Source organism: Clostridium beijerinckii, from assembly GCF_008705175.1.
GTDB lineage: Bacteria > Bacillota > Clostridia > Clostridiales > Clostridiaceae > Clostridium > Clostridium beijerinckii.
Genome location: NZ_CP043998.1, coordinates 4970557 through 4995897, shown reverse-complemented (window position 1 = coordinate 4995897; position 25341 = coordinate 4970557). Strand labels below are relative to the sequence as shown.

The 25341-nt window shown below is 28.3% G+C and carries 29 protein-coding genes; 28 read left to right on the top strand and 1 reads right to left on the bottom strand.

The annotated features are described in order from the left end of the window. Positions 1–115 precede the first annotated feature (115 nt). From F3K33_RS26635 to F3K33_RS22320, 27 genes are all read left to right on the top strand, one after another. Positions 116–1282, top strand: a complete 1167-nt coding sequence (locus tag F3K33_RS26635; RefSeq protein ID WP_069187753.1) for a hypothetical protein — start codon at positions 116–118, stop codon at positions 1280–1282. Positions 1283–1300: 18 nt separating this feature from the next. After that, entirely contained in the window at positions 1301–1570 is a 270-nt protein-coding gene (locus F3K33_RS22445) for a hypothetical protein (protein ID WP_039770101.1), read from the top strand. Positions 1571–1584: 14 nt separating this feature from the next. Further along, entirely contained in the window at positions 1585–2286 is a 702-nt protein-coding gene (locus F3K33_RS22440) for a hypothetical protein (RefSeq protein ID WP_039770103.1), read from the top strand. Between the two features lie 153 nt (positions 2287–2439). Further along, positions 2440–3189, top strand: coding sequence for a hypothetical protein (locus F3K33_RS22435; RefSeq protein WP_154861601.1), 750 nt, complete (start codon positions 2440–2442; stop codon positions 3187–3189). Positions 3190–3255: 66 nt separating this feature from the next. After that, positions 3256–4086: an HNH endonuclease signature motif containing protein gene (locus tag F3K33_RS22430; protein WP_154861599.1), complete on the top strand. Its 831-nt coding sequence runs from the start codon at positions 3256–3258 to the stop codon at positions 4084–4086. Between the two features lie 8 nt (positions 4087–4094). Next, entirely contained in the window at positions 4095–4313 is a 219-nt protein-coding gene (locus tag F3K33_RS22425) for a hypothetical protein (protein WP_154862470.1), read from the top strand. A gap of 29 nt (positions 4314–4342) precedes the next feature. Continuing rightward, the gene (locus tag F3K33_RS22420; RefSeq protein ID WP_039770109.1) at positions 4343–4825 is read left to right on the top strand and encodes an SMI1/KNR4 family protein; all 483 of its coding nucleotides are present in this window, start codon (positions 4343–4345) and stop codon (positions 4823–4825) included. A 19-nt stretch (positions 4826–4844) separates the two neighbouring features. Further along, a complete protein-coding gene (locus F3K33_RS22415) occupies positions 4845–5285 on the top strand; it encodes an SMI1/KNR4 family protein (RefSeq protein WP_039770111.1) in 441 nt (146 codons plus the stop codon). Positions 5286–5499: 214 nt separating this feature from the next. Further along, positions 5500–5730 carry a hypothetical protein gene (locus tag F3K33_RS22410; protein ID WP_039770113.1) on the top strand — a complete coding sequence of 77 codons (231 nt, stop codon included), beginning with the start codon at positions 5500–5502 and terminating at the stop codon, positions 5728–5730. Positions 5731–6201: 471 nt separating this feature from the next. Next, on the top strand, positions 6202–6666 hold the full coding sequence (locus F3K33_RS22405) for a hypothetical protein (protein ID WP_051144783.1): 465 nt from the start codon (positions 6202–6204) through the stop codon (positions 6664–6666). A gap of 21 nt (positions 6667–6687) precedes the next feature. Further along, positions 6688–8100: a phage tail protein gene (locus F3K33_RS22400; RefSeq protein WP_039770115.1), complete on the top strand. Its 1413-nt coding sequence runs from the start codon at positions 6688–6690 to the stop codon at positions 8098–8100. A 24-nt stretch (positions 8101–8124) separates the two neighbouring features. Continuing rightward, positions 8125–8736 carry a hypothetical protein gene (locus tag F3K33_RS22395; RefSeq protein ID WP_039770116.1) on the top strand — a complete coding sequence of 204 codons (612 nt, stop codon included), beginning with the start codon at positions 8125–8127 and terminating at the stop codon, positions 8734–8736. A 17-nt stretch (positions 8737–8753) separates the two neighbouring features. After that, entirely contained in the window at positions 8754–9281 is a 528-nt protein-coding gene (locus F3K33_RS22390) for an imm11 family protein (RefSeq protein ID WP_039770118.1), read from the top strand. 64 nt (positions 9282–9345) lie between these two features. Further along, complete coding sequence (locus F3K33_RS22385; RefSeq protein WP_051144791.1) at positions 9346–9696, top strand: DUF4280 domain-containing protein; 351 nt, start codon at positions 9346–9348, stop codon at positions 9694–9696. A 35-nt stretch (positions 9697–9731) separates the two neighbouring features. Then, positions 9732–12095 carry a hypothetical protein gene (locus F3K33_RS27070; RefSeq protein WP_069187754.1) on the top strand — a complete coding sequence of 788 codons (2364 nt, stop codon included), beginning with the start codon at positions 9732–9734 and terminating at the stop codon, positions 12093–12095. Positions 12096–12314: 219 nt separating this feature from the next. Further along, positions 12315–13010, top strand: coding sequence for a hypothetical protein (locus F3K33_RS22375; RefSeq protein ID WP_039770122.1), 696 nt, complete (start codon positions 12315–12317; stop codon positions 13008–13010). Between the two features lie 72 nt (positions 13011–13082). Then, complete coding sequence (locus F3K33_RS22370; protein WP_039770123.1) at positions 13083–13556, top strand: hypothetical protein; 474 nt, start codon at positions 13083–13085, stop codon at positions 13554–13556. Positions 13557–13796: 240 nt separating this feature from the next. Next, complete coding sequence (locus F3K33_RS22365) at positions 13797–14075, top strand: hypothetical protein (RefSeq protein ID WP_051144784.1); 279 nt, start codon at positions 13797–13799, stop codon at positions 14073–14075. A 42-nt stretch (positions 14076–14117) separates the two neighbouring features. Beyond that, positions 14118–14615 (top strand): hypothetical protein, encoded by a 498-nt coding sequence (locus tag F3K33_RS22360; RefSeq protein WP_039770125.1) that lies wholly within the window; start codon positions 14118–14120, stop codon positions 14613–14615. 362 nt (positions 14616–14977) lie between these two features. Further along, on the top strand, positions 14978–15238 hold the full coding sequence (locus tag F3K33_RS22355) for a hypothetical protein (RefSeq protein ID WP_039770128.1): 261 nt from the start codon (positions 14978–14980) through the stop codon (positions 15236–15238). An 82-nt stretch (positions 15239–15320) separates the two neighbouring features. Then, the gene (locus F3K33_RS22350; protein ID WP_039770130.1) at positions 15321–15959 is read left to right on the top strand and encodes a hypothetical protein; all 639 of its coding nucleotides are present in this window, start codon (positions 15321–15323) and stop codon (positions 15957–15959) included. 162 nt (positions 15960–16121) lie between these two features. Next, a complete protein-coding gene (locus F3K33_RS26900; RefSeq protein WP_069187755.1) occupies positions 16122–17111 on the top strand; it encodes a transposase in 990 nt (329 codons plus the stop codon). A 538-nt stretch (positions 17112–17649) separates the two neighbouring features. After that, entirely contained in the window at positions 17650–18000 is a 351-nt protein-coding gene (locus tag F3K33_RS22340) for a hypothetical protein (protein WP_039770132.1), read from the top strand. Positions 18001–18324: 324 nt separating this feature from the next. Then, the gene (locus tag F3K33_RS22335) at positions 18325–18522 is read left to right on the top strand and encodes a hypothetical protein (RefSeq protein ID WP_039770134.1); all 198 of its coding nucleotides are present in this window, start codon (positions 18325–18327) and stop codon (positions 18520–18522) included. 59 nt (positions 18523–18581) lie between these two features. Next, on the top strand, positions 18582–19460 hold the full coding sequence (locus tag F3K33_RS22330) for an Rpn family recombination-promoting nuclease/putative transposase (protein WP_039770136.1): 879 nt from the start codon (positions 18582–18584) through the stop codon (positions 19458–19460). Positions 19461–20519: 1059 nt separating this feature from the next. Further along, positions 20520–21323, top strand: coding sequence for an RNA ligase family protein (locus F3K33_RS22325; RefSeq protein ID WP_039770138.1), 804 nt, complete (start codon positions 20520–20522; stop codon positions 21321–21323). Positions 21324–21326: 3 nt separating this feature from the next. Beyond that, positions 21327–22490, top strand: coding sequence for an AAA family ATPase (locus F3K33_RS22320; RefSeq protein ID WP_051144785.1), 1164 nt, complete (start codon positions 21327–21329; stop codon positions 22488–22490). A gap of 288 nt (positions 22491–22778) precedes the next feature. Here F3K33_RS22320 and F3K33_RS22315 read toward each other — a convergent pair whose 3' ends face one another. After that, positions 22779–23996 carry a DUF5105 domain-containing protein gene (locus F3K33_RS22315; protein ID WP_039770140.1) on the bottom strand — a complete coding sequence of 406 codons (1218 nt, stop codon included), beginning with the start codon at positions 23994–23996 and terminating at the stop codon, positions 22779–22781. A gap of 745 nt (positions 23997–24741) precedes the next feature. Here F3K33_RS22315 and F3K33_RS22310 point away from each other — a divergent pair. After that, on the top strand, positions 24742–25260 hold the full coding sequence (locus F3K33_RS22310) for a hypothetical protein (protein ID WP_039770142.1): 519 nt from the start codon (positions 24742–24744) through the stop codon (positions 25258–25260). Positions 25261–25341 lie beyond the last annotated feature (81 nt).

Below are 25341 nucleotides of genomic sequence, written 5' to 3'. Positions count from 1 at the left end.
TAAACATAAAGTGAAACTTAATTTAGCAGGAATATTCCTGCTAAATTTTAGTTGAACTTATCTAGGATTGTGCCAATGTTAGCTGAAATCTTATAAAGAAGATTTCAGTGTTACAGTGGCTAGATATCAGATAAAAGGTGGTTCAAAACAGCCTTTAAGTATAAGCTTTGATGACAGTACAGGAGTTACTTTAAAGAGTCCAAAGAACTTAAACTTAAGTGCTTCTGATGATATAATAATAAAAACACCAGGAAATGTAAAAGTAAAAGCCCAAAGTCAAATTGGAGTAATAAAATCAGGAACAGAAAATGGATTATCAGTAGAAACAGATATGCACTTTAAAGGCTCAAATGTCATAAAAGATGGAAGTGACAGAGAAACTTATGCGCCGTTTGATGATGAGCCAAAGGCAGGAACAAAGCCAGAACCGCCAGCACCACCACCAGAGGAGAAAAAGGGATTTAATTGGGGGAAATTGGCACTGGTTGCTTTGGCAACATTAGCAATAGCAGCAGTAAGTGCAGTTGTTGCATGTGCAGCAGTTGGAGCCGTAGAAGGTGCAAAGAATAGTATTGACTCGCAAACGGCTCAAAATGGAGGAGATAGCTCCAAAATTAACTACCTTGATGTGGCCAAAGCAGCGTTTTTTGGAGCTGTAACAGGTGCAAAGGATATGGCTGTAACTGAAGCCTGTGCAGCATATGATACATTAAATCAAACTGCTAGCTTTGTGGCCGATGTATGTACATTAGGATATTTTCATGATCCGTGCAAAGATTTCACTAACTGGTCTCATGAATATTTTAGAAATGCATCACCATATAAAGAAGGATTTGATGATGCTGAATTTGTAATAAATACAGCGTTATTAGCTGATGGATTGTTTTCAATTAATAATATAGTTAAGAATTTACCTGGAAAGTTCTCCGTAGGAGAGATGTCTTTTGCAGGAATGGGAGTAAGAGTACCAGTAGTATTTGTAGATGGATCTGCTGCTTTGACGGCTCCAGGGGACTTAACATCTATAGGCGGCGCTGGAGGAGCAATGTATAGTGCGTCTAAAAATTCTAGTGGTGGTGATGGAGGAAATGGTGAAACGTCACCTCGATATGGAGAGAGACAGATTTCAGATGAAGAATATGAAATGCTAAGAAAACATACACCAACACAAGAAATAAGAGATAAAGTAAATGAAGGTCATGATAAAAATATAAGGACAAATGATGAGGCTCTTCCAGGAAAAACATTTAAAGGTTCATTAGAAGCTGATCACATTGTATGAATTGATAAGATATCTAAAATGGATGGGTTTGGAAAGCTAACAAAAGAACAACAACTTGAGGTATTGAATAATCCGAATAATTTTATAGGTCTAAGCAAATCAGCCAATACATCTAAAGGCGCAAAATCTTATGAAGAATGGACACATTATAAAAAAGAAAAAATAGGAGAAATAGAAGTAGACCCAGAGTTTAGAAACAGGATGATGAAAAAGGAAATGGAGATAGAAAGGAAATTACAAAAACAAATTGATGATTTTGTCAAAGATAATCAAATAAACAATAAATAGAGGAGTGAATATCAATGGATGAAAAATTAAATTATTTAAAAAAATATAATAAAAATATTAATATATTAAATATTAATGAGATTGATAAAATCAAATTAGGAGTGATACCAGATGAGTGGTATAAAATATTTAAAGAAAAAGATGTAAAGAAACGAATTGATTTATTGTTAAATATATGGAAGAAATATATATCAATTCAACTAAGAAATACAATATCATATCTTAATGAACATCTTGAATCTGTTGAACTGATGTATGATAACAATTCATATTCTGTTTTATATACAATTAAAAATTCTAAAGGTAATTACTTATACTATGAAGGTAAAAATCCAAGAGATAAATTTGAAAATGTGGAATTAGAAAATGTATGGGAAAATACTCCGGAGACAATTAGGAATTTTTATGAAAATATCCATAATGGTTTTTATTACTATGCTAGTGAATCAATGGGATTAGTTCCTTTTGATTCTGTAACGTATATAGGAGATGAAGATTTGGAGTGGGGAATTATAGATGATTTGGAGGAAACCATTGAAATTAATTTGGATTCATCGTTTGGCTTTTTTACAAATGGTATGGGAAGTTATATAGTTGTTGATTATTCAAATTGTGATAAAGGTAATGGTACTTTTTGGTCATCTAAGATAAAACCAAAATATAATATAGACTTTTGGAGTTATGTTGATGAGTGGATTGTAATTGGATTTGAGTAATATATACTATTGGAAAGGGATAGAAAGCTTGATAAGCGTATTTTTATTTAATGATTGGAAAGATGTAAGTTCTAGTTGCTAGAGAATATAGAAATTATTAATATTAAAGTGAAACAAATATCTCCTCTTTGAATAAAGCAGGAGATATTTTGTTTGAAAAACAATGAAAGTAACTTTATAAAAAATTTCAAATATGCTACTAATGAAATAAACTTTGGAACAGAGCACGGCAGTAAAATAGAAATTATACAAGGAGCAGTTAACATAAAAGATGGAAGTGACAGAGAAAATTATGCGCCGTTTGATGATGAGCCAAATGCAGGAACAAAGCCAGAACCGCCAGCACCACCACCAGAAGAAAAGAAACCATTTGACTGGGGGAAATTAGCGACAAATGTACTTGCGGGATTAGCAGTTGTAGCACTCGTAACAGTTGCGGTAGTAGCAGTAGCAGTTACATGTGGAGCAGCAGCGCCAGTAGTAGGAGCAATCGCAGCAGGTGCAGCAATAGCAGGAACAGCAGCAGTTGCAAGCCAGGCGGCATCGGATATAAGTCGTGGTGAAGTAAGTGATATGTCAACTTATATGGCAGTAGGTGCAAGAGAAGCTTTTATAGGAGCAGTATCAGGAGCAATATTTGGACCACTTGGAAGTTTTGAAAGTCTAGGTGGAGTTATGGCATTTGGTAGAATAAATGGTATGGCTGATAGCGTCTTAAATCAGGCAATTGACGGAAAGTTCAGTTTAAAGCAAACCTTGCTTGATGGACTTATTGGAGCAGCAACAGGTGGATTATTACATGGAGCAGGGAAACTTATATCAAAAGTTTCGCCTTTTGTAAGTAAATCAATTGGAAATGTACTTGGTAAAATATCTGGCGAAGCAAAAAGTATACTAGGTTAGATATCTGGAAAAGCAGATGATATATTAGGTGCATTCAGTAAGACAAGCAAAGAATTATTTAATAAAGTGGCTAATAAGGTTGATGATGTAGAAACTAATATTAAAAATAGTGCTCAAGATCTGGTGGATAGAGCTGCTAATAAATTTAATGAAGTAACTACTAAGATTGATAATAAAATTCAGGATGCTTTAGATTATGTAAGAAAACCAGTTGATAAATTTTTAATTGAAAATGAAGCTGTATTGCAAAATTTAGCTAAAAATTTAGATGATACTTTTTCGCCTAGAATGGAATTAGCAACATCAGCAGGGCCAGTTGAGCAGAGTGGTACTAAAGCTCGAGATTTTGTTTCTAAAATGACTGGAAAAGCAAAAGAAAATTTAGAAAAACACTTGTCACCAGCAGAAAGAGCTGCAAATAAAGGATTTTCAAGCATAGGAACAACTAAAAATGGTGGGCCAGATTTTTCAAAATCTGATTATATAATGAAAAACCAAAATGGTGAACCTATAATTGCTACAATAAATATGTCTGGTTCAAGAAGTAAGGATTTCACAAGAGCGTTTGATGATGTAAATATACCATCTAGTGAGAGAGAAAAGATATTAAAAGATTATACATGGCATCATGTTGATGATTATGATGAGGCGGCAGGAAAATGCTCAATGCAGTTAGTAAAAAAAGATGCTCATAGAGCAACTTATCCACACAGAGGATCATGTGCTCAGTACGATAGTGTACATGGTGAGACCTACAATAAGAAATATAATGGTAAGACACCAAAGGAAAGGCAGCTGATAAAGGATTTGAAATTAATGAAACTGAAAATGGGGGAGCAGATTTTTCTAATACTAAATATTTGTATAAAACTAAATCTGGAAAAGATGCAACTGTAAAAATAAAGATGAGTGGAAAAAAATCTCAAGATAGAAAAATGCTTTTTGATAAATTAAAAATACCAAAAGAAGAACAAAAAGAATTATTGAAAGAGAATAGTGTGTTTTATTTAGATGATTTTGATCCAGATACAGGTGAATGCACAATTCAACTTGTAGATAGTGAAGCATATGATATTGTAAAAAATTATGCAGGAGCACAGGCACAATACAAATATAAAATATAAATAGAAGCATATTTTAAAGGAGAAAAATTATGTATAATAATAATATGTTAAATGCAGAGAAGAATAAAGTAACAGAAAATGATTTAAAAGATATAGAAGAAACTTATAATATAGTTTTCCCAGATAGTTTTAGAAAGCATTATTTAATGTATAATGGAGGATATCCTGAAAAAAATATTTTTATTGATAAAGATGGAGATAAACAAGAATGTTGGTATTTTTATGCAATAAAATGTGATAGTGGAAAAAAGGGTCTTGAATTAAAAAATATGTTAAAGACAAATTTTGATGAAGAATCAATATTTCCAAAATGGTTGGTTAGATTTGCTAATGACGGTATGGGAACTGAATACTGTTGGAGTCTTAGGAAAGAAGAATATGGTTCTATATACTCTTGGGATTGCGATGTAAACTTAGGCGATGATCCAAGCAAATCTGATGATTATGCAGTATTTTTAGCAAATTCATTAGAAGAATTTATGAACATGATGATTGAAGATGATGAAGAATAAATGAGGAGTGGAATGAAGTATGTATAATAATAATGAAATTTTAGATACCGAAAAAGCTATATTAGAAGAAGATATAAAGTATATTGAAAGCAAATATAAATTTTCTATTCCAGAAAATATAAAAAAGCATTATTTAAGATATAATGGTGGACATCTAAAAAAGTCTATGTATACAACTAGTGAAGGGGATGAGTTTGTTGTTAGTTGGTTTATACCTATAAAAAGTGACAAGAAGAGTTCCGAACTAGATGCAATTTTGGCAGATTTAAGGGTAGACAAGATAATACCTGATTGGCTTATCCCGTTTGCTGATGAAGCTGGAGGAGATTTTTATTGTTATAGCTTAAGAAAAAATGAATTAGGAGCTATATATTATTGGTCACATGAATTTGATGATGTTGTTTATATTACAAAATCATTAGAAGAGTTTTTGAATAATATGGTTGAGTTTTCATACTAATAAGTTAGAAAATTAACTGTGAATTCTTGAAAAAACAATTATATATATTGACCATAAAACTTTATAGCATAAAATATATGAATGCGTTGATTAATAGAATTAAAGTTCTAAGATTAACGCATTTTTCTTTTATATAGATAAAATATTCGTCGTTTATGAAGAAGAGGATAATGAGTCAGGTCCAGGTAGTGATTGACAGGCTATAGATATAAACGTGGTAGATGAGAGTAAAAGTGAATTAATATATAACGGAATGGTGCAAAGCATTAGGTCAAGCAATGAAAATGGAATTTATTGTATAGAAATACAAGGAGCTACATCAAGTTTTGAATTAGACATAAAAGAAAAAAGTAGATCTTTTAAAAATGCTGATATGACATATGATGCTTTAGTAGGAAAAATTTTGAAAGATTACTCAGTAAGTAGTTTTGTTCACGTAAATTGAAAAAGTAATTTCCGTTTTCTAAGTCAAACTGAAATTAGTTATGCAAAGAGTTTGATAAAAATAAAACAGTGTTAATAGGTGGTCCGATATTTTTTTGTATAGGATATTTTATCATTGAACCAATTGTAAAGAAATATGGTCAATTTACCATGCTTGTTACAATAATTTGTTTTTGTTTACTCATATGTTATATACTTGTAGCATGCTCAACTTATTACTTAGTAGAGTATAAGGTTTCAAAACAATTAAATAAGAAATGATGAGATTGAGTAATTCGAAGATTATATATAATTTAAAAAGAATAGGAGATAGAATTTTATAAGTACATGTTATGCAGATAAAAGAGAATATAATATTTATAGTAGCTTTTAACTATAGTATTAAATAAAATGTACCCTTTTAAGTAGGAATGGTAAATAATGAAGATTATACTAATAGGATGTGGCCACGATATTTAATTGGAGCTATATGATGAGAGTAGCTGGAAAGCTAAAAATTTATATTCCAAAAGATTTTCAAGATATGCCATTGGAAGCAAGAAAATTTAAATATCCATCAGAAAATAGACCTGAAATAATAAAATGTAATGAAGATGGAAGTATAGCAGTAACTTTTAAATTAATAGAGAGTATTTTAACGGAAGAATATGTAGAACAGCTTAGGGATATGATGAAAGCAATTAATAAGAGACTTAATCCAGCTAACATATATTTTGATGAAGAAATTTTAGAAGTAGATAGAAAGAATATAGGATACTTTGATTTTAAAAGTTCTGCTATAGATGATTTTTTATATAATTATATGTTTTTTTTATCCCTTGAAGGAAAAACAGTAATTGGAACTTTCAGCTGTATTTTTAGGGATTATGCTGAATGGAAAGATATTATAATGCAAATGGTTAACACTATAAGAATAAAAAAAGTAGAAAATAATTAATTAGTTGAGGGAGATGGGAGAATGAGTAACGGTTATGTATATACTCAAGGAGATATTATAGTAGAACCTTATAAGTTTAATAAAATCTTGAATTTAAAAATAGAAAAGGAGCCTAATGAACATTCAAAGCTTCATATAAGTGGTTTTATTTCAGCTGAGGATTCTGACAAATATGTAGAGGTCGCTAATGATGACTCATATATTAAAGTATCTGTAAAAGATGATCGAAATAATGTAAAAGATTTATTTATAGGAATGATAACTAATATAGGAATAGAATCTATAGATGATGTAAAAAAATTAGATATTGAAGCTTTAAGCTACACTTTTAAAATGGATATAGAAAAGAAGTGCCGTAGTTTTCAAGGGGAAGGTTTAACCTATAGAGAAATTTTTAATACTATAAACAGTGTTTATGAAGATATTCAAATGATAGATTATGTTTCGGCTGGACGGACTATTGACTATATTGTAGTTCAATATAATGAAACAGATTGGGAATTTTTAAAAAGATTAGCTTCACATTTTAATGTAGCAATTATTGATGAATGCACTCTTCCAGGAATCAAGTATTCCATAGGACGTGGGGAAAGTGAGCTATACGAAATAGAAGAATATAATTATTCCATTAATAAAGGGTTAAAAGAATACAAAATCCAATCAAGCAATAACAATTATCAATTAAATGATATAGATTTAATCAGCTTCGAGGTTTCTACTCATCTTATTATAGGTCTGTATAATACGATTCATTTTAAAGATAGATATTTAAATCTTTATAAATCGGAATTAAAAATTCATAATGGTGTAATTACAAATAACTATATTTTAAGAGATGATAATGGAATGAAAGTAAGAAAGTTGAATAATGAGAATATTGTTGGCGTTTCCATAGATGGCTATGTTATTGCTGTTTACAATGATTATGTAAGAACTTCTCTTAAAATAGATGGTTATTCTAATACAATTGACAAAACTGTATGGATGCCATATTCAACAGTATTTTCTTCACCAGATGGGACAGGGTGGTATTGTATGCCTGAAATTGGAGATAAAATACGAGTATATTTTCCAGACAGCACAGAAAAAAATTGTTATGTAATAAGCTCAGTTAATGTAGAGTCAAGTGATTCTTCTAGACGAAGTGATCCTTCTGTAAAAAGCTTTAGTACAAAGTATGGAAAAGAAATAATAATGAGGCCTGGAGGTATAGATATTATTTCAGGAGGAAATTCTATGAGTTTAAGCGATGATGGCGGAATAGAAGTAAACAGTGGCAGCAAGATCGTACTAGAGGCTGGAGATGACATTGAAATAAATGGTGGATCAGTAAGCATTGAAGGTGGTGGGGGAATAAATTTGTCCCAAGCTGGCGCAAACATGAGTATACAAGATAATATAACTGTAAGCGGTGGAAAGGTAAATATTCAATAATATATTTTATAGAGGTTCAAAAATATGATAATAAAAGTTGATAAAGAAAAAGTGCTGAAAGAGTTTGAGGAGAAATATGTAAAAAATAGATATATTAATGAGTATAAAAATATTCAAGAAAGATACAGAATAGACGGAGAGCGTATTAGAGAACATTTATGTATAAAATTTGATTCGGTCTGTAAGAAAACAATTTTATATCAAGAAAAAGGATTAAAAGGAGAAATAGAATATATATATGTTTCATTATTAAGGACGAGCCTTATTGAAAATAAAGGAGAATATAGAATTGATTTATATGATGAAAATTGGTTTTTAGATAAAGAAGAGTGTTCGATAAATATAAATTTAGATTTTATTTATGAGCCTTTATTTAATCATATGAAGGAACTTTCAGATAAGAAAAATGAATATGGTAGAACTATAAAGGAAATGGATATAGAAAATATAAAGTTAAGAGAGGCAAAAAACTATCATGTTTTGGCATTGGAGCTTCTGAAAACTATAATAGAGGAATTCGTAAAAATCGATTCTTATAAAAACATAAAAAAGAAAGAAAATATAAGAATTATGGCGGGCGAATATATGGATATTACAACTAGAATATATCCTAAGAATCAAAAGAATGATGTATAAAGAGGATGAAAAAAATTATGGACTATTTTTTATTAAAACAAGATAAAAGATATACAAATACGCCAAAACTTATGGATGTATTTAATAAAATTGATATTAGAAATATTAACTTATTAAATGCTCATAAAATTGAAGATATGATTATATTTAATATAAAGTGTAATGAAGAAACTGAATTCTTAGATATTTTAGATACTCAACTATTTCTCATATCAGAAGATATGAAGAAAATAATAGAAAAGTATAATGTAGATATTATATTTAAAATTATTCCACTTATAGATTTATCTCATGAAAGGCAGGAAAATTATTATTTACCAATAATTGAAGAATTAAATTGCTTAAGTGAAAAATCGGAATTTAATTTATATAGGACTGAAATTAAAAAAATTATATTAAATAGTGAAAAAATAAAAGGAAAAAAGATTTTTAAAATAAAAGAAAGTTCAAAGACGCTAATAGTAGTAAGGTTAGATGTTGCTGAAAGTTTACTTAGAAGAGAATATAAAGGAATATATTTAGAAAGATTAGAAATTGAAAATTGAGTAAATAAAATAGGAGATGATAAATGTGGCAGATAATATTGCTTATGTAGTTAGAGGAGCTAGAATGAAATGTGATAAAGGCACTCACACAAGAAAGATAAATCTTCCTGTAAGTCATGGAACATATGCAAATAAAAACCCTATGATGAATAAAACAGATAGTATAGTAGATAAAAATATTAGTTATTTTGGAGTATGTAACGGAGATTGTCCTTCTAATGGTGCTGATATTACATTGGTAACAGAAACTGGAGGAATAGTTACAGGGAAAAAGTGTCAGGTGAAAACATTAAACGATTGGATAAATGCTAAAGAAGATACTCTAGTTGAAGGAAAAGCTGCATTGACAGAAAAGTCAATATTAGTATGTGCATATGGTGGACAGATAAGATTTGTTGCCAATGGTCAAAAATAAAAAATAAATTTAGAGTGTGAGCAGGAGGTAAATATATGGGAGAAATTCATAGGCTAAGAGTTGAATCACCTTACGAGTTAATGAAAATATTAGATATAAAAATTGAGAATAAGCCTAATGAGCATGGCTATTTATTTTTAAAATGTTTAATAGATGAAAAAATAAATTTTGATTCCGCCATAAAAGCTTCCGCTAATGATAAAATATGTGTTTACGAAGCACCAGAAGATGAAAACATAAGCTATAATGAAAATTCTGTAAATATTAATATAGTAGATGAAAGAGTTTGTAAAATTCTATTTAAAGGAATAATTGAAAATATTAATACAAGAAATGTTGATGGAGTTTACTATATAGAAATACAGGCATTAACAATTAGCAGCCAATTAGATATAGAAGAAAAAAGCAGATCATTTCAAAATGTAAATATGACATATGACGATTTAATAAATGAAATATTAAGCGAATATTTAGGCTATGGATTTAAGCAATTCGTAGGAAATGGACAACCAATAGGTAAACCACTATTTCAGTATAGAGAAACAGATTGGAGTTTTTTTAAGAGAGTTGCAAGTGAATTAAAATCAGATATTTATTGTGATATAATGGAAATTAAGAATATATTCAGCTTTGGAAGACCACAAGAACATGCATATACATTAAAAGACAGTATTAGCTATAAAGCATGGAAAAATTTAAAAAGATTTTACCAAGCTAGCGGTAGTGGTAAGTATAATGATACAGACTATTTTTATTATGAAGTAAAAATAAGGGATAAACTTGAAATTTGTTCTCAAATTTATTTTAAGCAAAAAGAATTATATATTAGAGATTATGAAGCTTATGTAGACAGAGGGGAATTAATTTATAATTATAAAATATGCAGGAAAGATGGTGTATGGCAGGAGAGAATATATAACAAATATTTAAAAGGAGCAGTTATCGAAGGAAAAGTCCTTGCAGTACAAGGCGAAATGGTAAAACTTCATCTAGATATAGATAAAAATCAAAGTGAAGACGAAGCAACTTGGTTTTACTATGCACCAATAACAGGAAATATATTATATTCAATGCCACTAGTTGGTGAAAGTGCAATGTTGTATTTTCCCAATGAAACAACTGAAAATCCGATGGTAACAAGCTGTGTACGAAAAAATAGAGCCACTTGTGATAGGCTCTATGATACAGCTAATAGATATTTTGAAACTGAATATGGTAAAGTGATAGAAATGCTTCCAGATGCTTTAAATATAAAAAGTGGAAGCGAAGAAAATTTAAGCATAAATTTTGAAGATGAAACAGGAGTAACAATTAAAAGTCCAGGTGGTTTAAGTTTAAATGCAGGTGGAGAAGTAGTAATAAGTACACCTAATAATGTAAATATAAATGCTACAAGTCAAATATTAATGAAAAAAGGAAAAACATCAAATGTATCATTAGAAGGTGAAATCAATATTTCTGGTGGAGCAACAGTAAGTAATGGAAGTGATAGAACAGCATTTCCTAAGTTTACAGATGATGAACCAATACAAGTACAGATTGTAGTAGAACCAAAACCATTAGAAGGACATCTTATAACTAAGGATTCAGCAAAATTATTGAAGGATGTAAATGGAAATGATATTAGTTTTGCTGATGCATGCAGTGCAATAAACGCATTACATGGAAGTACGCCATCGTGTGGATCAGTTATTGTTAATGGGAATAGTAATAGTGGGGATGATAATTCTAATTCGGGTAATAGTAGTTGGAATCAAGCCGATTGGTCAGCATATTTATCTCTAGGAAACGACGCAGGAATTGGTACAAGTGCTGTTCAAGTTGGATTAGAAACTGGAAAAGTCTATATACCTAGAGTTATTTCAAATGCTATTAAACCTAATTATTCATTTGAATTTAAAAATATAATGGCAGCAAAGGCAGTACAAAATGCAGAGCGATTAGATACAGCTGCTAAGATTGGTAGTAAAGGAGGGTGGATTGCTGCGGGTCTAGATGTGTATTTAAGTTATAAGGCTGATGCAGCAGATAAAAATATATCTCCAGAAAGACGCAATTCCAATGCATATGTTAATGGGGCATTTGATGCTGGTGGAGTGGTACTATCCAATGCAGCTGGAGTGGGAACTGAAGCGTTAATTGCGTCATGGATTGGTGAGGGAGCGGTAACAGGCTCGGCTGTTCCAGGATATGGAACAGCTATTGGTGCACTTGCTGGATTGGTTGTTGGATTAGTATATATAGGAGCTACGCAAGTATGGAAGCCAGGTGGTGAATCAATTCAAGACCGTGTAAAAGATGCAATAGCAAATCCAGATGATAATGTTAAACAAGCTGCAAATAAAACAAGAGCTGGTCAAGATATTTACTATGCTAACAAAATAGCAAATAAAAATTAGAGATTAAATCCATGGCATCAATCAGACTCAATTGAGTAAAATGCGTAATAACTGGGGACAAATAGTTAAATCAATCACAAGTTGGTTAGGGAGATTATCACTATGAATAAATTGCTATCACAATAAGATAAATAGCTTTTGGAAACTATATAAAAGAAGAGTAATAAAAGTGAAGAAGCACTGTAATAGTTTATTAAGTGGCTTTAGGAGGGAATACATTTGAATAAAAATAGTAGCGAAACATCTAGTGATTGGCAAAATGTTATGATTTTTTTTATGGTTTTAATTATTTCGTTACCAATCTTAGGTTCATTATATGAATGGTATTATAATTTTCAAATTTCAAAGTTATCTAATGCGAGCACATTATTGTTCATTCATGATGATATATCACAATGGATAATAACTTTTGCCATACCTATTATAATATTTATGGCAATTTTTATTATAAAAAATTATTCTCACATGAATGCTATGGAAGTTAAAATTTGTTTAATTATTATTATTACAATAATTATGATTTTGACATTCTTTCTTTTTTTAAAATTCTTTGATTATACAGATATAAGTAAGGATGGAATACATGTTAGAAAAAATATTTTTTCAAATATTAAAGATTATAACTGGAGTGATGTGACATCTACAAAAGTATCATATAAAAGAGGGAATAAAGGTGCTCTGATAATTAGTTATGATATATATTTGGATGATGGGAAAATAGTACATGCAAATGATTCAAAAGATTTTTTCGATAATATAGTCAACCTCGATAATTTAATGCAAAATGAAAAGATTATGATTAGTAGACAAAAAATATTGAGTAAGGACTATAGCGATTTTGTAAGTCAGTATCAAGGTCCAGGAGGAGCAAAGAATGATAGATTAGAAGTTGTGGTAAAAATACTGGGTAAATAGAATATTAAATCGTTATATTATGAATTGAAATGTTAGAAATTATATTATTAATATGAAGAGCGGTGATAAATAGTGAAAAGAGAAGTACCTATTTTTTCAGAGTATAACATGAATAAAAAGTTTAAAATTATGCCTTTATTTATAATTCTTTTTATTTTACCTATTTTTCCAATGACTAGTACAAGTGATGTGGAAATTATTTGTTTTCTTCTGGCTATGCAAATAATACCTTCGGTAATAGCAGTTTATATATTAACAAGTCATTTTAGTGTATATTCAAATAAAATAGAAGTTGGAAGTGTTTTCTCAAAATCTATAGTTTTATTTAATAAGATAAAAGTGATAGATATAAAGTTATTTGAAGGATCAAATAAGGGATATAACTGGAGTGCCCTAAAAATTATCTTTTTAGACAAACACAATCATATCTTATGTAGTCTTCCTGCAAGTAATAGTATACCAGGTGTAATTTCTATTTTGAAAAATTATAATTACCAAATAAATATAAGTAATGATTTAAAAGAATATTTAAATGGAGAAGGTTAGAAGTTATATGTTCTCTTTGGCAGTGTAGATGTGCCAAGTGATAAGGAATTTACAGATTTATCATTTAGCATGGATTAGATAAGATTTTTGAGAAAATGCTTAAAGAATATATATTTTGAAGGAAGAAAATATGGAAACAAAAAGGAATATATAGACGCGAATAATTAGGGGATTGTTATAAGGGATGGTATACTTTGTAAAAATAGGAGTTATGTATGGAATGATGTTATAGATGTAGAAGTGTCATATGAGCGAGACATCAAAAGCCAAATAGAACTTTTTTATAACATAAATTTAGATGATGGCACCGTAGTAAATACGCGTAATTCAGAAGATTTTTTTTGCAATATAATAAGTTTAGATAAATTTATGAAAGATAAAAGGATTAAAATTGTTAGAGGTAAAATACAACCAAGCGATTATATGGATTTCGAAAATACATTTAAAGATAGCACGTTAAATGCAGTATTGGAGATATTAAATAAACAATATATTAAATTCAATTGTTCCGATAATTAGTTTAAAGGAATATATTAATATAAAGAGAGGACATGATATATATTGAATAAAGAAATACCTACTTTTTCAGAATACAATATAAAAAGGAAGTTAATACTAATAATTTTTTTTGTGATTATATGTATACTTCCAATTTTTGTATTAATTAATCGGCATGATATATTAGCTATTTGGTGTGTATTTTTATTCGAATTAATATTATTACCATTTATAATTATGTTGATAACAGATCATATTAGTTTATATCAAGATAGAATAGAAACTGGTAGTGTTTTTTCTAAATCAATAATTTTATTTAGTGATATAAAAGGATTAGATTTAAAGTTAATTGAGCAAACATATAGATGGAAGAGATGGAATGTTTTATCAATTGTGTTTTTAAATAATCAAAATTATAGCTTGTTGACTCTTCCTGTAAAATCTATAAAGAGAATATCAGATATTATTTATGCTTTAGAGAATAATAATAAGATAAAGCTAAGTGAGAATCTTATAGAATATTTGAATGAAAATGCTAATTATAAAAAAAATAAAAAATAATATATATGTTATAAAAAGCTTAGTTCATCGAAATTTAATTTATACTATTAATTATTAATAGTAATTATGATTATTTGAATACCATCAAAGGCTTACTAGTTCTACATTCCTTTTTACTATTTGAATTTACAGTTGTAAAATCAGGCGTGGAAGCACTGCGTTTTAGAATTTATAAAAAACTATTAGAGGCAAAGGAAATAGAAAATTAATTTAGTAAATACAGCCGTTCAGCTCCTAAATTTTAAAACCATTGATATCACTAGCATTTTGGGTGATTTTAAAAGTGTATCAAATTCTGAGAATTTTCACTATAAATGAGACCTCATTTTTGTTAAGCTATTAACTGAAATGAGGTTTTGTATTTGAGAAAAAATTACTTTGCTAAGTTAGTAAAATATATGAAAAATGTTTATCATATTGAAAATGCACTAAATAAATTAACAGATTTGAGAGTTAATCATACATATGATACAGCACAGGTTATAACACTTGTGCTTTTAGGTCTTTTGCTTAGGATAAAAAGTTTCAATGAATTAAATTTTATGATTAAAGATAATGAATTCAGCAAGATATGTCCTTTTATGCAGAGTTTTGCTGAAGAGTTTATACATTTGTGGAAATAATAGTAGTATAAAGGACTGGATGGAAATCAAGAAAATTAATAATTTTATTATTAGTAGGCGTGGCGGCAAAATGGAGGTTAATATGATTGGCAGAATGAAAAGGGACATTGCAACATTAAATAATAAAAAAATAGGAAAAGAGATTACTCAATACACGATAGCAACGGTTATTATTTGGATATATGTATGGATTATGAATATAGTTAAGGATAATGATGTGGTAGGGAAACTTGTATTGGTAATTATGTCTTTTATTGTTCTATGCGGATGTATAACAGCATTCAAGGCTAGAAAAAATAAGATGATACTTATTTTCTTTAAAGTAATTAGTCTGTGGATGATGTCACTAGCATTTTTATCAATGGCCTACACATCTTATTATGTATTCTTAAAATTTAAAAATATTTATTTTGTATATTTAACTATATTTATATATATATTAATTTTTCTTAGCACGCTAAGAATAGTTATAATTAGAGCTAAAACAGAAATGAAAATAAAAAAAGAAATAATGAATAAAAATAAAACAGTGTTAATAGGTGGTCCGATATTTTTTGGTATAGGATATTTTATCATTGAACCAATTGTAAAGAAATATGGTCAATTTACAATGCTTGTTACGATAATTTGTTTTTGTTTACTCATATGTTATATACTTGTAGCATGCTCAACTTATTACTTAGTAGAGTATAAGGTTTCAAAACAATTAAATAAGAAATGATGAGATTGAGTAATTCGACAGCAGTTTAGCTTCTAAATCATAAAATCATTGAAATCACTAGTGTTTTTAGTAATTTAAAAAGTGTATCAAATTCGGAGAATTTTCACTATAAAAGGAAACCTCATTTTTGTTAAACTAATAACCGAAATGAGGTTTTATAAATTGAGGAAAAATTACTTTGCTAAGTTAATAAGATACATGAAAAATGTATATCATATTGAAAATGGATTAAATAAATTAACAGATGGGAGAGTTAATCCTACATATGATACAGCAAAGGCTGTAACACTTGTACTGTTAGGTTTTTTACTTAGAATCAAAAGTTTTAATGAATTGAATTTGATGATTAAAAATAATGAATTCAGCAAACTATTTCCAAGAGGTACAAGGCTGCCATTGGTTGATAGTATTAGAGATACTTTAAAGATTATTGATATTAAAGGCTTAAAAGAAATAAATGAATATATAATAAAGAAGGCAGTAGAGAATAAAGTTTTTGAAAATGGAACAATTGATGGATGTACAGTGGCCGCTATAGATGGAACAAAGTTCTTCGGAAGTAATAAGAAAAGCTGCCCAGAATGCTTAAGGAATAAATCTCATTGTTTTCATAGTGGAGTCGTCATGTCAATAGTTGGAGAAGGACCAAAGCTTGTTATTGATTTTGAAAATTATAGACCAGGACAAGATTCGGAATCAAAGGATGAAGGAGAACAAAATGTGGCAAAAAGGCTGTTTACAGATGTATTAAGAGTTCATAAAAGTTTAATTGATGTTGTAGTTTATGATGCTCTTGCCTGTAATTCCGTTTGGATTAATCATTGTAGGCAGCATGGTGTTGATACAATTGTTAGAACGAAGAATAACAATAATAAAAGCATTAGAGAAGTGAAAAAGAGAGTAAATAAGTCAGAGAAAGCTGAAGTTTGGACAAATGAAAGAGGTTTTGAAAAAATTGAAGTATATGAGTTAGTATTTATTATGGACAAGGTAAAAGAGCCATTGCGTTTTATGAAATATGCAATGAAATATCAAAATAAAAAGAGGTCACAAATAATGATTATAACGACTTGTATGGATATGGAATTTGAAACTTTATTTAAAATAATAAGAGCACGCTGGGATATTGAAAATTCATTTTTAATAATTTGAAAAAAGAAAGTGGCTTAGAACATTGCTTTGTGCATGGAGGTAAAGCAGTTGAAGCTGTACTTTATTTGATATTTATTGCATCAAACATAATGCAATTATTTCTATTTAGGCGGTTGAGAAAGCATTTTTCAACACAACGAGAAATTGTAAGACTTTTGCTAAAGGGATTGTATCTGATTGAATATAAATCAGAGTTGGTTTTCAATAGTGCTTAAAGAGTAAAAAAACATAATAATGGAGAAATAATTTTTGGGGTAGGGGAAAGTCTATCTATTTTTAGAATATTGAATGTTTTCAAGCAAGGATTAATGGAAAATATTTGTAAATTTATGTATAATTATAGCAAAAGCTAGATTGCTTGGTGGTTCACCAACAATCAATATTTAATTCTGAGGTTAATGGTAATAAGCTCAGAATTAAAGAAATTAAAGAACACTGGAAAGCAAAAGGAGAACGATTGATAGAAAAAGAACCTTGAAAGTGGTATGATCCAGGCCCAAAATAGAAACAAATATTAAAAATTTAAGGAGATAAGGATATGTATGAATCAAAAATTCAAGAATTAATTGTAAGTAAAGGAATAGATTATTGTATAATTAGTTATCTAGATAATAATGGGATTAAGTTTCTTGGGGAAATGAGTAATTTAAAGGAAAAAGATCTACCAAAGCAATTATTTGGTGATTTAGATACGATAACTAATTTAAATAATTCGTTAATAGGACAGGAAATGCCAGTAACATGGAAACAGGGAGAAGTAAAAGGAATTGTTTGTAAACCTAAAGCAGATGTCATTATTGGTTTATTTTATAATGAGTATCGATCATTATTCGATTCTATCGATTTTTGTAATGAAATAACTTTAGAACTTTTAAAGATATTTAAGTGATACTTATGATCATACATTAACTTATTCTGATATTCAAAATCTAATCTTCTAAATCATAATTAAATTAACATCAAAAGTATAATAGGGATTTTAAGAGTACAATGTTGTTTCTAGATTTACTAGAGTATATGAAGTTTTTGCAGCTGATGTTGCGAATTTAGATGGAGATTTAAATTCAGAAGAAGAAGTTTAGCTTCTAAATCATAAAACTGTTGATATTAGTGATATTATTAGCAATTTAAAAAGTATATCAAATTCCGAGAATTTCCGCTATAAATGAAACCTCATTTTTATTAAGCTATTAACTGAAATGAGGTTCTGTAATTGAGAAAAAATTACTTTGCTAAGTTAGTAAAACATATGAAAAATGTTTATTATATTGAAAGTGAACTAAATAAATTAACAGATTTGAGAGTTAATCCTACATATGATACAGCACAGGTTATAACACTTGTGTTGTTAGGGTTTTTACTTAGAATCAAAAGTTTTAATGAGTTAAATATAAGTTGGTTTTTGGTTTAAGAAAAGCACTTTATGGTATATAATAAAAGTATAAATAAATGGAAGATGTGGTGATTAAGATGGTAAGAAAAGAAGTTTTAGATGATGGATTTATAATGTCACCTAAAAATGATTTTGTTTTTAAATTATTATTTGGAGATGAGAAAAATAAGGATTTATTAATAGAATTATTAAATTCAATATTAAAGATGCCACATGATGAATTAGAAGATATAGAACTAATTAATACAGAACTATTAAGAGAATTTTCTGAAGATAGAAAAGGAATTTTAGATGTTAGAGCAAAAACTAAAAGCGGTGAGCATATAGATATAGAAATCCAAGTTTTATATACCGATTACATGGCTGAAAGAACATTATTTTATTGGAGTAAAATGTATAATGGTCAGATAAAATCAGGAGATACATATGATAAACTAAAAAAATGTATAACAATAAATATAGTTGATTTTAATTGTATAGAAATAAATAAACTTCATACAAGTTTTCATATTACAGAAGATGAAACAAATAAAAAGTTAACAGATGTATTAGAGATTCATTATTTAGAATTACCCAAATTGTTTGATAATAATATTCCAAAAGATGAATCTGAACCATTAGTTCAATGGATGATGTTCTTACAATCAAGAAATAAGGAGGCGTTTGAAATGCTAGCAGAAAAAAACGAAAAAATAAAAAAAGCATATAATATTCTTGAAGTTATAAGTAAAGATGATAATGCAAGAGCAGCATATGAAGCAAGAGAAGCAGAACTTCATGATCAAATGACAAGACTTAAAAGTGCTAGAGAAGAAGGCATAAAAGAAGGATTGAAGGAAGCAACAATAAAAAATGCAAAAAATTTTTTAATTATGGGACTGGATGTTGATATGGTTGCAAAGGGAACAGGGTTAAGTGTTGACGAAGTCTTAAAAATTAAGGAAGAACTAAATTAATAAAAATAATATAGTGATAAGTTATTAAAATGAATTTTTGCAATAAATGAGAGAGTGTATATTTCAAGTTGAAGAAATATATGCTCTTTTATTATGTAAAAAAATATAGTATGAGCAGAACTTTAGTTTCAAAATCATAGAGTCATTTATATAAGTGGTGCCTTTTAAGATTTAAAAGGTATATCAAATTCGGAAAAATTTCACTGCAAATAAAATCTCATTTTTGCCAAATTAATAAGCAAAGTAAGGTTTTATAATTTGAAAAAATTACTTTATAAAATTGTTAACCTATATGAGAAATGTATACTATATTGAAATTTCGGTTCTTAATGTAATAAAGAACTTTATAAAACCACCCCAAAACCTATTACATAAAATAGGATAGTATATTGCAAAATCATAAAAGAATCCAAAACAAGTTATAATATGGATTAATTTGACATATAAACATTAAAATGTTATATTTATATAAATTGTAATTTTGAGAGGAAGAGAACTATGTAATGTGTATATTCTAATAGATTATATCTAATTTTATTAGGTAGTCGATTATATCAATAATATTTGATATAAAATTAAGAGCTTTATTAAAAGTATGATAAATAAAAGTTTTCATATTATAGAAAACTTCTTTTTAAGATGCTCTTATTTCAGTCGCATGAAAATAAACAAGCAAATAGACTTGTTATTTTTTGAATGTGCCTAAATTAGAATATACTTTTCAATAACATAGCAAAGGCAATTATAAGATAGGATATTTTATTATTACTTTCTTTTAAATGCTTAATTCTCTAAAAAAGCAATATCTTTTTTAGTTTATTTGTGTTGTGAAAAGTTAAATTCGCAGCACTTTTTATTTTGTAAAAATATTGGTGCACGGGGAGATTTTGTGATTGTAGATGTTCAATATAAATTTCTCATTGAAAATAATAAGTTGAACTTATACCATAAGGGACACAATGTCTGGGGGCTAAGTCACTGTTATTTCCCACGTAAAAGAAGATGGGAGTGTTATAGTGGCTAGATATTAGATAAATAAACTAAGAAAGAAGAGATAATATGGACGGAATGTTTAAATATCCAAGAACTCGTCACATTGAGGGGTCAAGGCTTCAAGCTGGCGATGAGGATTTAAAAAGTGTTAAATTTGAAGTTATTAAAGATAAATATATAGTTGTAGAAGAAAAAGTTGATGGAGCAAATACAGGAATCAGCTTTGATAAGAATGGAAATCTACTTTTGCAGAGCAGAGGTCATTTTTTAAATGGAGGATATGGTGAAAAGCAGTTTTCACTATTTAAAATGTGGGCTAATTCTAATAAAAATGAGCTTGAAAGCATACTAGGAAATAGATATGTAATGTATGGGGAATGGCTATATGCAAAACACACTGTTTTCTATGATGAACTCACTCATTATTTTATGGAATTTGATATTTACGATAAGTTGGAAAATAAATTTTTAAGTACTAAAAGAAGAAAGGAAATGCTTCAAGGACATAAATTTATTACTTCAGTTTTAGTACTCTATGAAGGAAAATTGAACAAATTAAAAGAATTAACTTCGTTTTTAGGTAGATCCAATTTTAAATCTGAAAACTGCCAAGAAGTTTTTAAAAAGCAATGTGAGGAATTAAATTTGTCTTATGAAATTGCAAAAAAGCAAACAGATGCTTCAGACTTAATGGAAGGATTATATATCAAGGTTGAAAGTGAAAATGAAGTTATAGATAGATTTAAATATGTAAGGAATTCTTTTTTAAATACTATATTAGACTCTGAAACTCATTGGATTAATAGACCTATCATTCCTAATAAGCTTAAAGAGGGGTTAGATTTATTTTCTCTAGGAGAAGAGGTGTAAGAAGTGAAGAGTGATTTATTTGAAAATATGATTAATAAACAATTTGATTTTCAGAGTATAGCCGATAGCTTTCAAGTTATAAATAACCTTATTGAAATACCTCAAAATCCCAAATATCATGGTGAAGGGAATGTTTATATTCACACTAAAAATGTGTGTGATGAGCTTTTGAAGTTAAATGAATGGAAGGAACTTTCTAATAAGCAAAGGGTGATTTTATATTTAGCTGCCTTGTTCCATGATATAGGGAAAATAAGCTGTACCAAAATTGAAGATGGAGAAATAGTATCTGCAAAGCATGCCATAAAAGGAGCAAAGAGGTTTAGAGAACTAGTTTATATGGAATATGCTCAAAAATATGAAATTGATTTTCAAACTAGAGAACAAATTGCAGCCTTAATAAAATATCATGGCTTGCCACTACTCTTTATGGAGAAGGAAGATTTAGAGTATAATTTAATTAAAGCAAGTGAATGCTTGGACATGAATTTATTATATCTTTTGTCAAGGGCAGATCTGTTAGGAAGAGAATGTGGCGATAAAAAAGAGCTTTTAAATAAGATAGAGTATTTTAGGGAATATTCCATTGAAATAGGGTGTTTTTATTCTAAAAAAGAATTTAGAAATGAATATACGAGGTTCAAATATTTTAATAGTAAAAATATTTGGTATGGTGATGAAGTATTTGATATTACAAGCTTTGAAGTTATAGTAATGGTTGGATTTCCACTTGCAGGTAAGGATACTTATATAAAAGAAAATTTAAGCCATATGCATGTGATTTCCTTAGATGATATAAGAGAAGAATTCAATGTGTCGCCGAGAGATAATTCAAGTAAAATTGCTATGGTTGCAAAAGATAGAGCAAAGGATTATCTGCGATTAAAGGAGCCCTTTGTATGGGATGCAACAAATATTGTAAGTGATACTAGAAAGAAGTTATGTGATTTATTTTCATCCTATGGAGCTAGAGTCAAATTTATTTATATTGAAGTGCCATATAACGAACTTATTTCAAGGAATAGAACTAGAGCTAGAAGCGTGCCAATAAAAGTAATAAATAACATGATTCATAAATTTGATATGCTAGAAAGCTTTGAAGGATATAAAACGGAATTTCATGTGAATGGAGATTCCAAAGAAGTAAGCATTGAAAAGGAATATTAGATGTTAGAGTTAAAATCAAAAATGGTGAGCAAATAGATATAGAAATCTAAGTTCTATATGAGAAATATATGGCAGAAAGAACTTTATTTTATAATTATAGTAGTAAGAATAAGAGTAAAATATATCATGGTATTGATTAGTTAAAAAATAAAAGGAACATATATTTATAATTGAAAAAATATGTGTTCCTTTATTATATGAAAATAATGGATATAAAAAATATAAATAACCCTAATGAATAGGGCTATTTATATTTAAAAATCGTTATAGATCACTCAATAAATTTTATTATTTTATAACCATTTTAGAAATGCTTTCAGTATAATTAGTTGTATCTGATGGCAACCATATATTTCCGACTTTAGTGAAGCTGAATGTATTTTCAGTTGTTGTTGGGCTTATTTGGCCCTTATTAATTGAATCTATTAGGTTTGCAACATAAGCTTCTGTAAGTTTTTGTTTATCTCTAATACCATTTGATAGTGCCTGAGATGTAGTAATATTTACAGCATCTTTAGAGATTTGATCTCTATCTATAAATGTTGATGATACTTTAACTTGTGCAGAATTATCTGTTTTAGACACTTCTTCAAAATTAACTGAGTTTTTACTTATAGCACTTCTTAGAGCAGTTATCATTCCTTGAAGTTGATCATCTGATAATGAAATACCAGATTGTCCAGATTCTTTCTTAAAAGTTTTAAAATCATTTTTATTTATATTCTTAATTATTCTTTCGCCAAAAGCTTTGCTGTAACCAAGTTTCTCCATGCCGTTACTATCTTCCTTAATTACTAAGTTCCAAAGAACTTCAGCACTTTCTTTTGGGGAGATACTTTCTTCATCAATATTAAGATTAGGATTATCTTTATTTACTGCTAATTCAACTAACTTGTACCCGAAATTAGTTTGATCATTTGCAATCCAATATCTATTAACTTTTTTAAATTTAAATGTATTTGAAGATTTATCAGAGCTCACTTCTGCATTTTTTAATCCTTCTGTAAGCTTGCTTAAATATATTTCACCAAATTTTTTATTTTCCTCTTCATTACTTGTAAATTCCATCTTATCCGTTTCATCTAAAGCATCCATTGCTGCTTGTTCATCGATTTTTTTTATATCAAAATTAGTAGTTGAAATTTCTACTTCGGCTTCGTCACCAGATTTAGAAATTTGCTTTGTTTCATAGGTAATCTTTGAAAGTGCTTCTTTATATGCTTCACATATAGAATTTAATTGTTCATCTGAAGCTGAATATTGCATCAAAAGAACATTTTTTCTTAATTGATCCTTAATTTTATCTTCGTATTCTTTTATTATATTGTCTTTCTCAGAGTCAGATACCCCTATCTTTTGAAGATCTTTAGCATCAGATTTAAATATTAGTGAACAGTAAATGTCAGCTGAATTTTTTGCTGCATTACTATCAAAGCATCCACTAAATAAAAAACTAAATAGTAACGCCACCAATACTAAAAAACTAATTATTCTTTTTTTCTTCATTATTTTTTACCCCTATCATTTTAAGTTTAGTAGTTAACAAAGTACATTATATCATCCAATTAAAGTAATTTAAAGTTGTTTTTTACTAATATGGATGCTATTATAAAATGGAATTGGGGTAAAATTTCATATCTATCTTTAAAGATAAAGAGAAAAGAGTGATGAAAATAATGAAGGATAGATTAAAGAAAATATGTTAAATACAGTTAAATTTCAGCAGTAACTAAACTTTTAATTAATATAAAATATTCTTAAGTAAAGTTTATATATAATTTTAAAGACCACTGTCCTAAGTTATTTTAGAACGGTGGTCTTTGTATAGAACTTTTATTACAAATAATGTTTATTATGTAAAAGGATTTTATAAAATGAAAATGTATACAAAAGTTTTAGATTAATTGTATCCAATGGTAAAAATACAGTATAATTACATATTTAATTTATTAATTAAGTTTATTATTTATGTTATAATGAATTTGAAATAGGTATTCTACAGATTATTTTTGTAGAAAGGAGTAATAAAAGCAAAATGTTTAACGTTAACAATGTCACTATGAAGTCGTATTTAGATAGGAATACTCAATGGGAACAGAATTAAATTTCTTTGTTTGAATAAAAAAATTAAAACTCTTAAAATAAGAAAAATATTTATAATTTCGGTATGTTTCAACAGAAGTCTAAATTATATATTATCTATCTATAGAATTAAAATTTTACATTAAAATATAAAAAAGGGAGAATAAATATGAAACAAGATAAAAATTATCTATCAGCAATTTTAATTATAGCAGCTACTGGGTTTAGCTTATTTATTATTATGCAGAATTTTTTAACTAAAACAAATGAGAGAGGGATTAGTGCTGGATTGCCATTAATGATTCCAACATTGGCATTACTTATTCCTTTAGCCATAATAATTGTAACAATGATTTCACGGGAAGTAAAATATAAGAAAGCTCTAACTAATGGGGTTAAAAGTGTGGGACTTATTAGAAAGATAACAGAAACAGGGAAGAAGTATTCAAGAAAATTGGAAGAAGTTAAATTGGAACTTGATGTTTTAGAGCAGAATGGAAGTGAATTTTTAGGGGAAGTAACAACAGTTATTCGTTATGCAGAATTAGAGTTCTTAAAAGAAGGGGAGCCAGTTCCTGTTATTTATAAATTGGATAATAAGGAAGAAATATCAATAGATAGGAAACCCAATGTAAACGAGCTTAAGGATAGAATAAACAATTATAAAACACAAAAGAATATGAAGTAATTAAAAGTAAATTTAGGTATATATAATATAATTTTTAGCAAATACTAGCTTTATATAAACAAACACACAATATAAATATAA

Bases quoted from the DNA above. Each gene is read 5' to 3' on its own strand.
- F3K33_RS22445 (WP_039770101.1), top strand. From the start codon at position 1,301: ATGGATGGGTTTGGAAAGCTAACAAAAGAACAACAACTTGAGGTATTG.
- F3K33_RS22440 (WP_039770103.1), top strand. From the start codon at position 1,585: ATGGATGAAAAATTAAATTATTTAAAAAAATATAATAAAAATATTAAT.
- F3K33_RS22425 (WP_154862470.1), top strand. From the start codon at position 4,095: ATGAGTGGAAAAAAATCTCAAGATAGAAAAATGCTTTTTGATAAATTA.
- F3K33_RS22420 (WP_039770109.1), top strand. From the start codon at position 4,343: ATGTATAATAATAATATGTTAAATGCAGAGAAGAATAAAGTAACAGAA.
- F3K33_RS22415 (WP_039770111.1), top strand. From the start codon at position 4,845: ATGTATAATAATAATGAAATTTTAGATACCGAAAAAGCTATATTAGAA.
- F3K33_RS22405 (WP_051144783.1), top strand. From the start codon at position 6,202: ATGAGAGTAGCTGGAAAGCTAAAAATTTATATTCCAAAAGATTTTCAA.
- F3K33_RS22400 (WP_039770115.1), top strand. From the start codon at position 6,688: ATGAGTAACGGTTATGTATATACTCAAGGAGATATTATAGTAGAACCT.
- F3K33_RS22395 (WP_039770116.1), top strand. From the start codon at position 8,125: ATGATAATAAAAGTTGATAAAGAAAAAGTGCTGAAAGAGTTTGAGGAG.
- F3K33_RS22390 (WP_039770118.1), top strand. From the start codon at position 8,754: ATGGACTATTTTTTATTAAAACAAGATAAAAGATATACAAATACGCCA.
- F3K33_RS22385 (WP_051144791.1), top strand. From the start codon at position 9,346: ATGAAATGTGATAAAGGCACTCACACAAGAAAGATAAATCTTCCTGTA.
- F3K33_RS27070 (WP_069187754.1), top strand. From the start codon at position 9,732: ATGGGAGAAATTCATAGGCTAAGAGTTGAATCACCTTACGAGTTAATG.
- F3K33_RS22350 (WP_039770130.1), top strand. From the start codon at position 15,321: ATGATTGGCAGAATGAAAAGGGACATTGCAACATTAAATAATAAAAAA.
- F3K33_RS22340 (WP_039770132.1), top strand. From the start codon at position 17,650: ATGTATGAATCAAAAATTCAAGAATTAATTGTAAGTAAAGGAATAGAT.
- F3K33_RS22330 (WP_039770136.1), top strand. From the start codon at position 18,582: ATGGTAAGAAAAGAAGTTTTAGATGATGGATTTATAATGTCACCTAAA.
- F3K33_RS22325 (WP_039770138.1), top strand. From the start codon at position 20,520: ATGGACGGAATGTTTAAATATCCAAGAACTCGTCACATTGAGGGGTCA.
- F3K33_RS22315 (WP_039770140.1), bottom strand. From the start codon at position 23,996: ATGAAGAAAAAAAGAATAATTAGTTTTTTAGTATTGGTGGCGTTACTA.
- F3K33_RS22310 (WP_039770142.1), top strand. From the start codon at position 24,742: ATGAAACAAGATAAAAATTATCTATCAGCAATTTTAATTATAGCAGCT.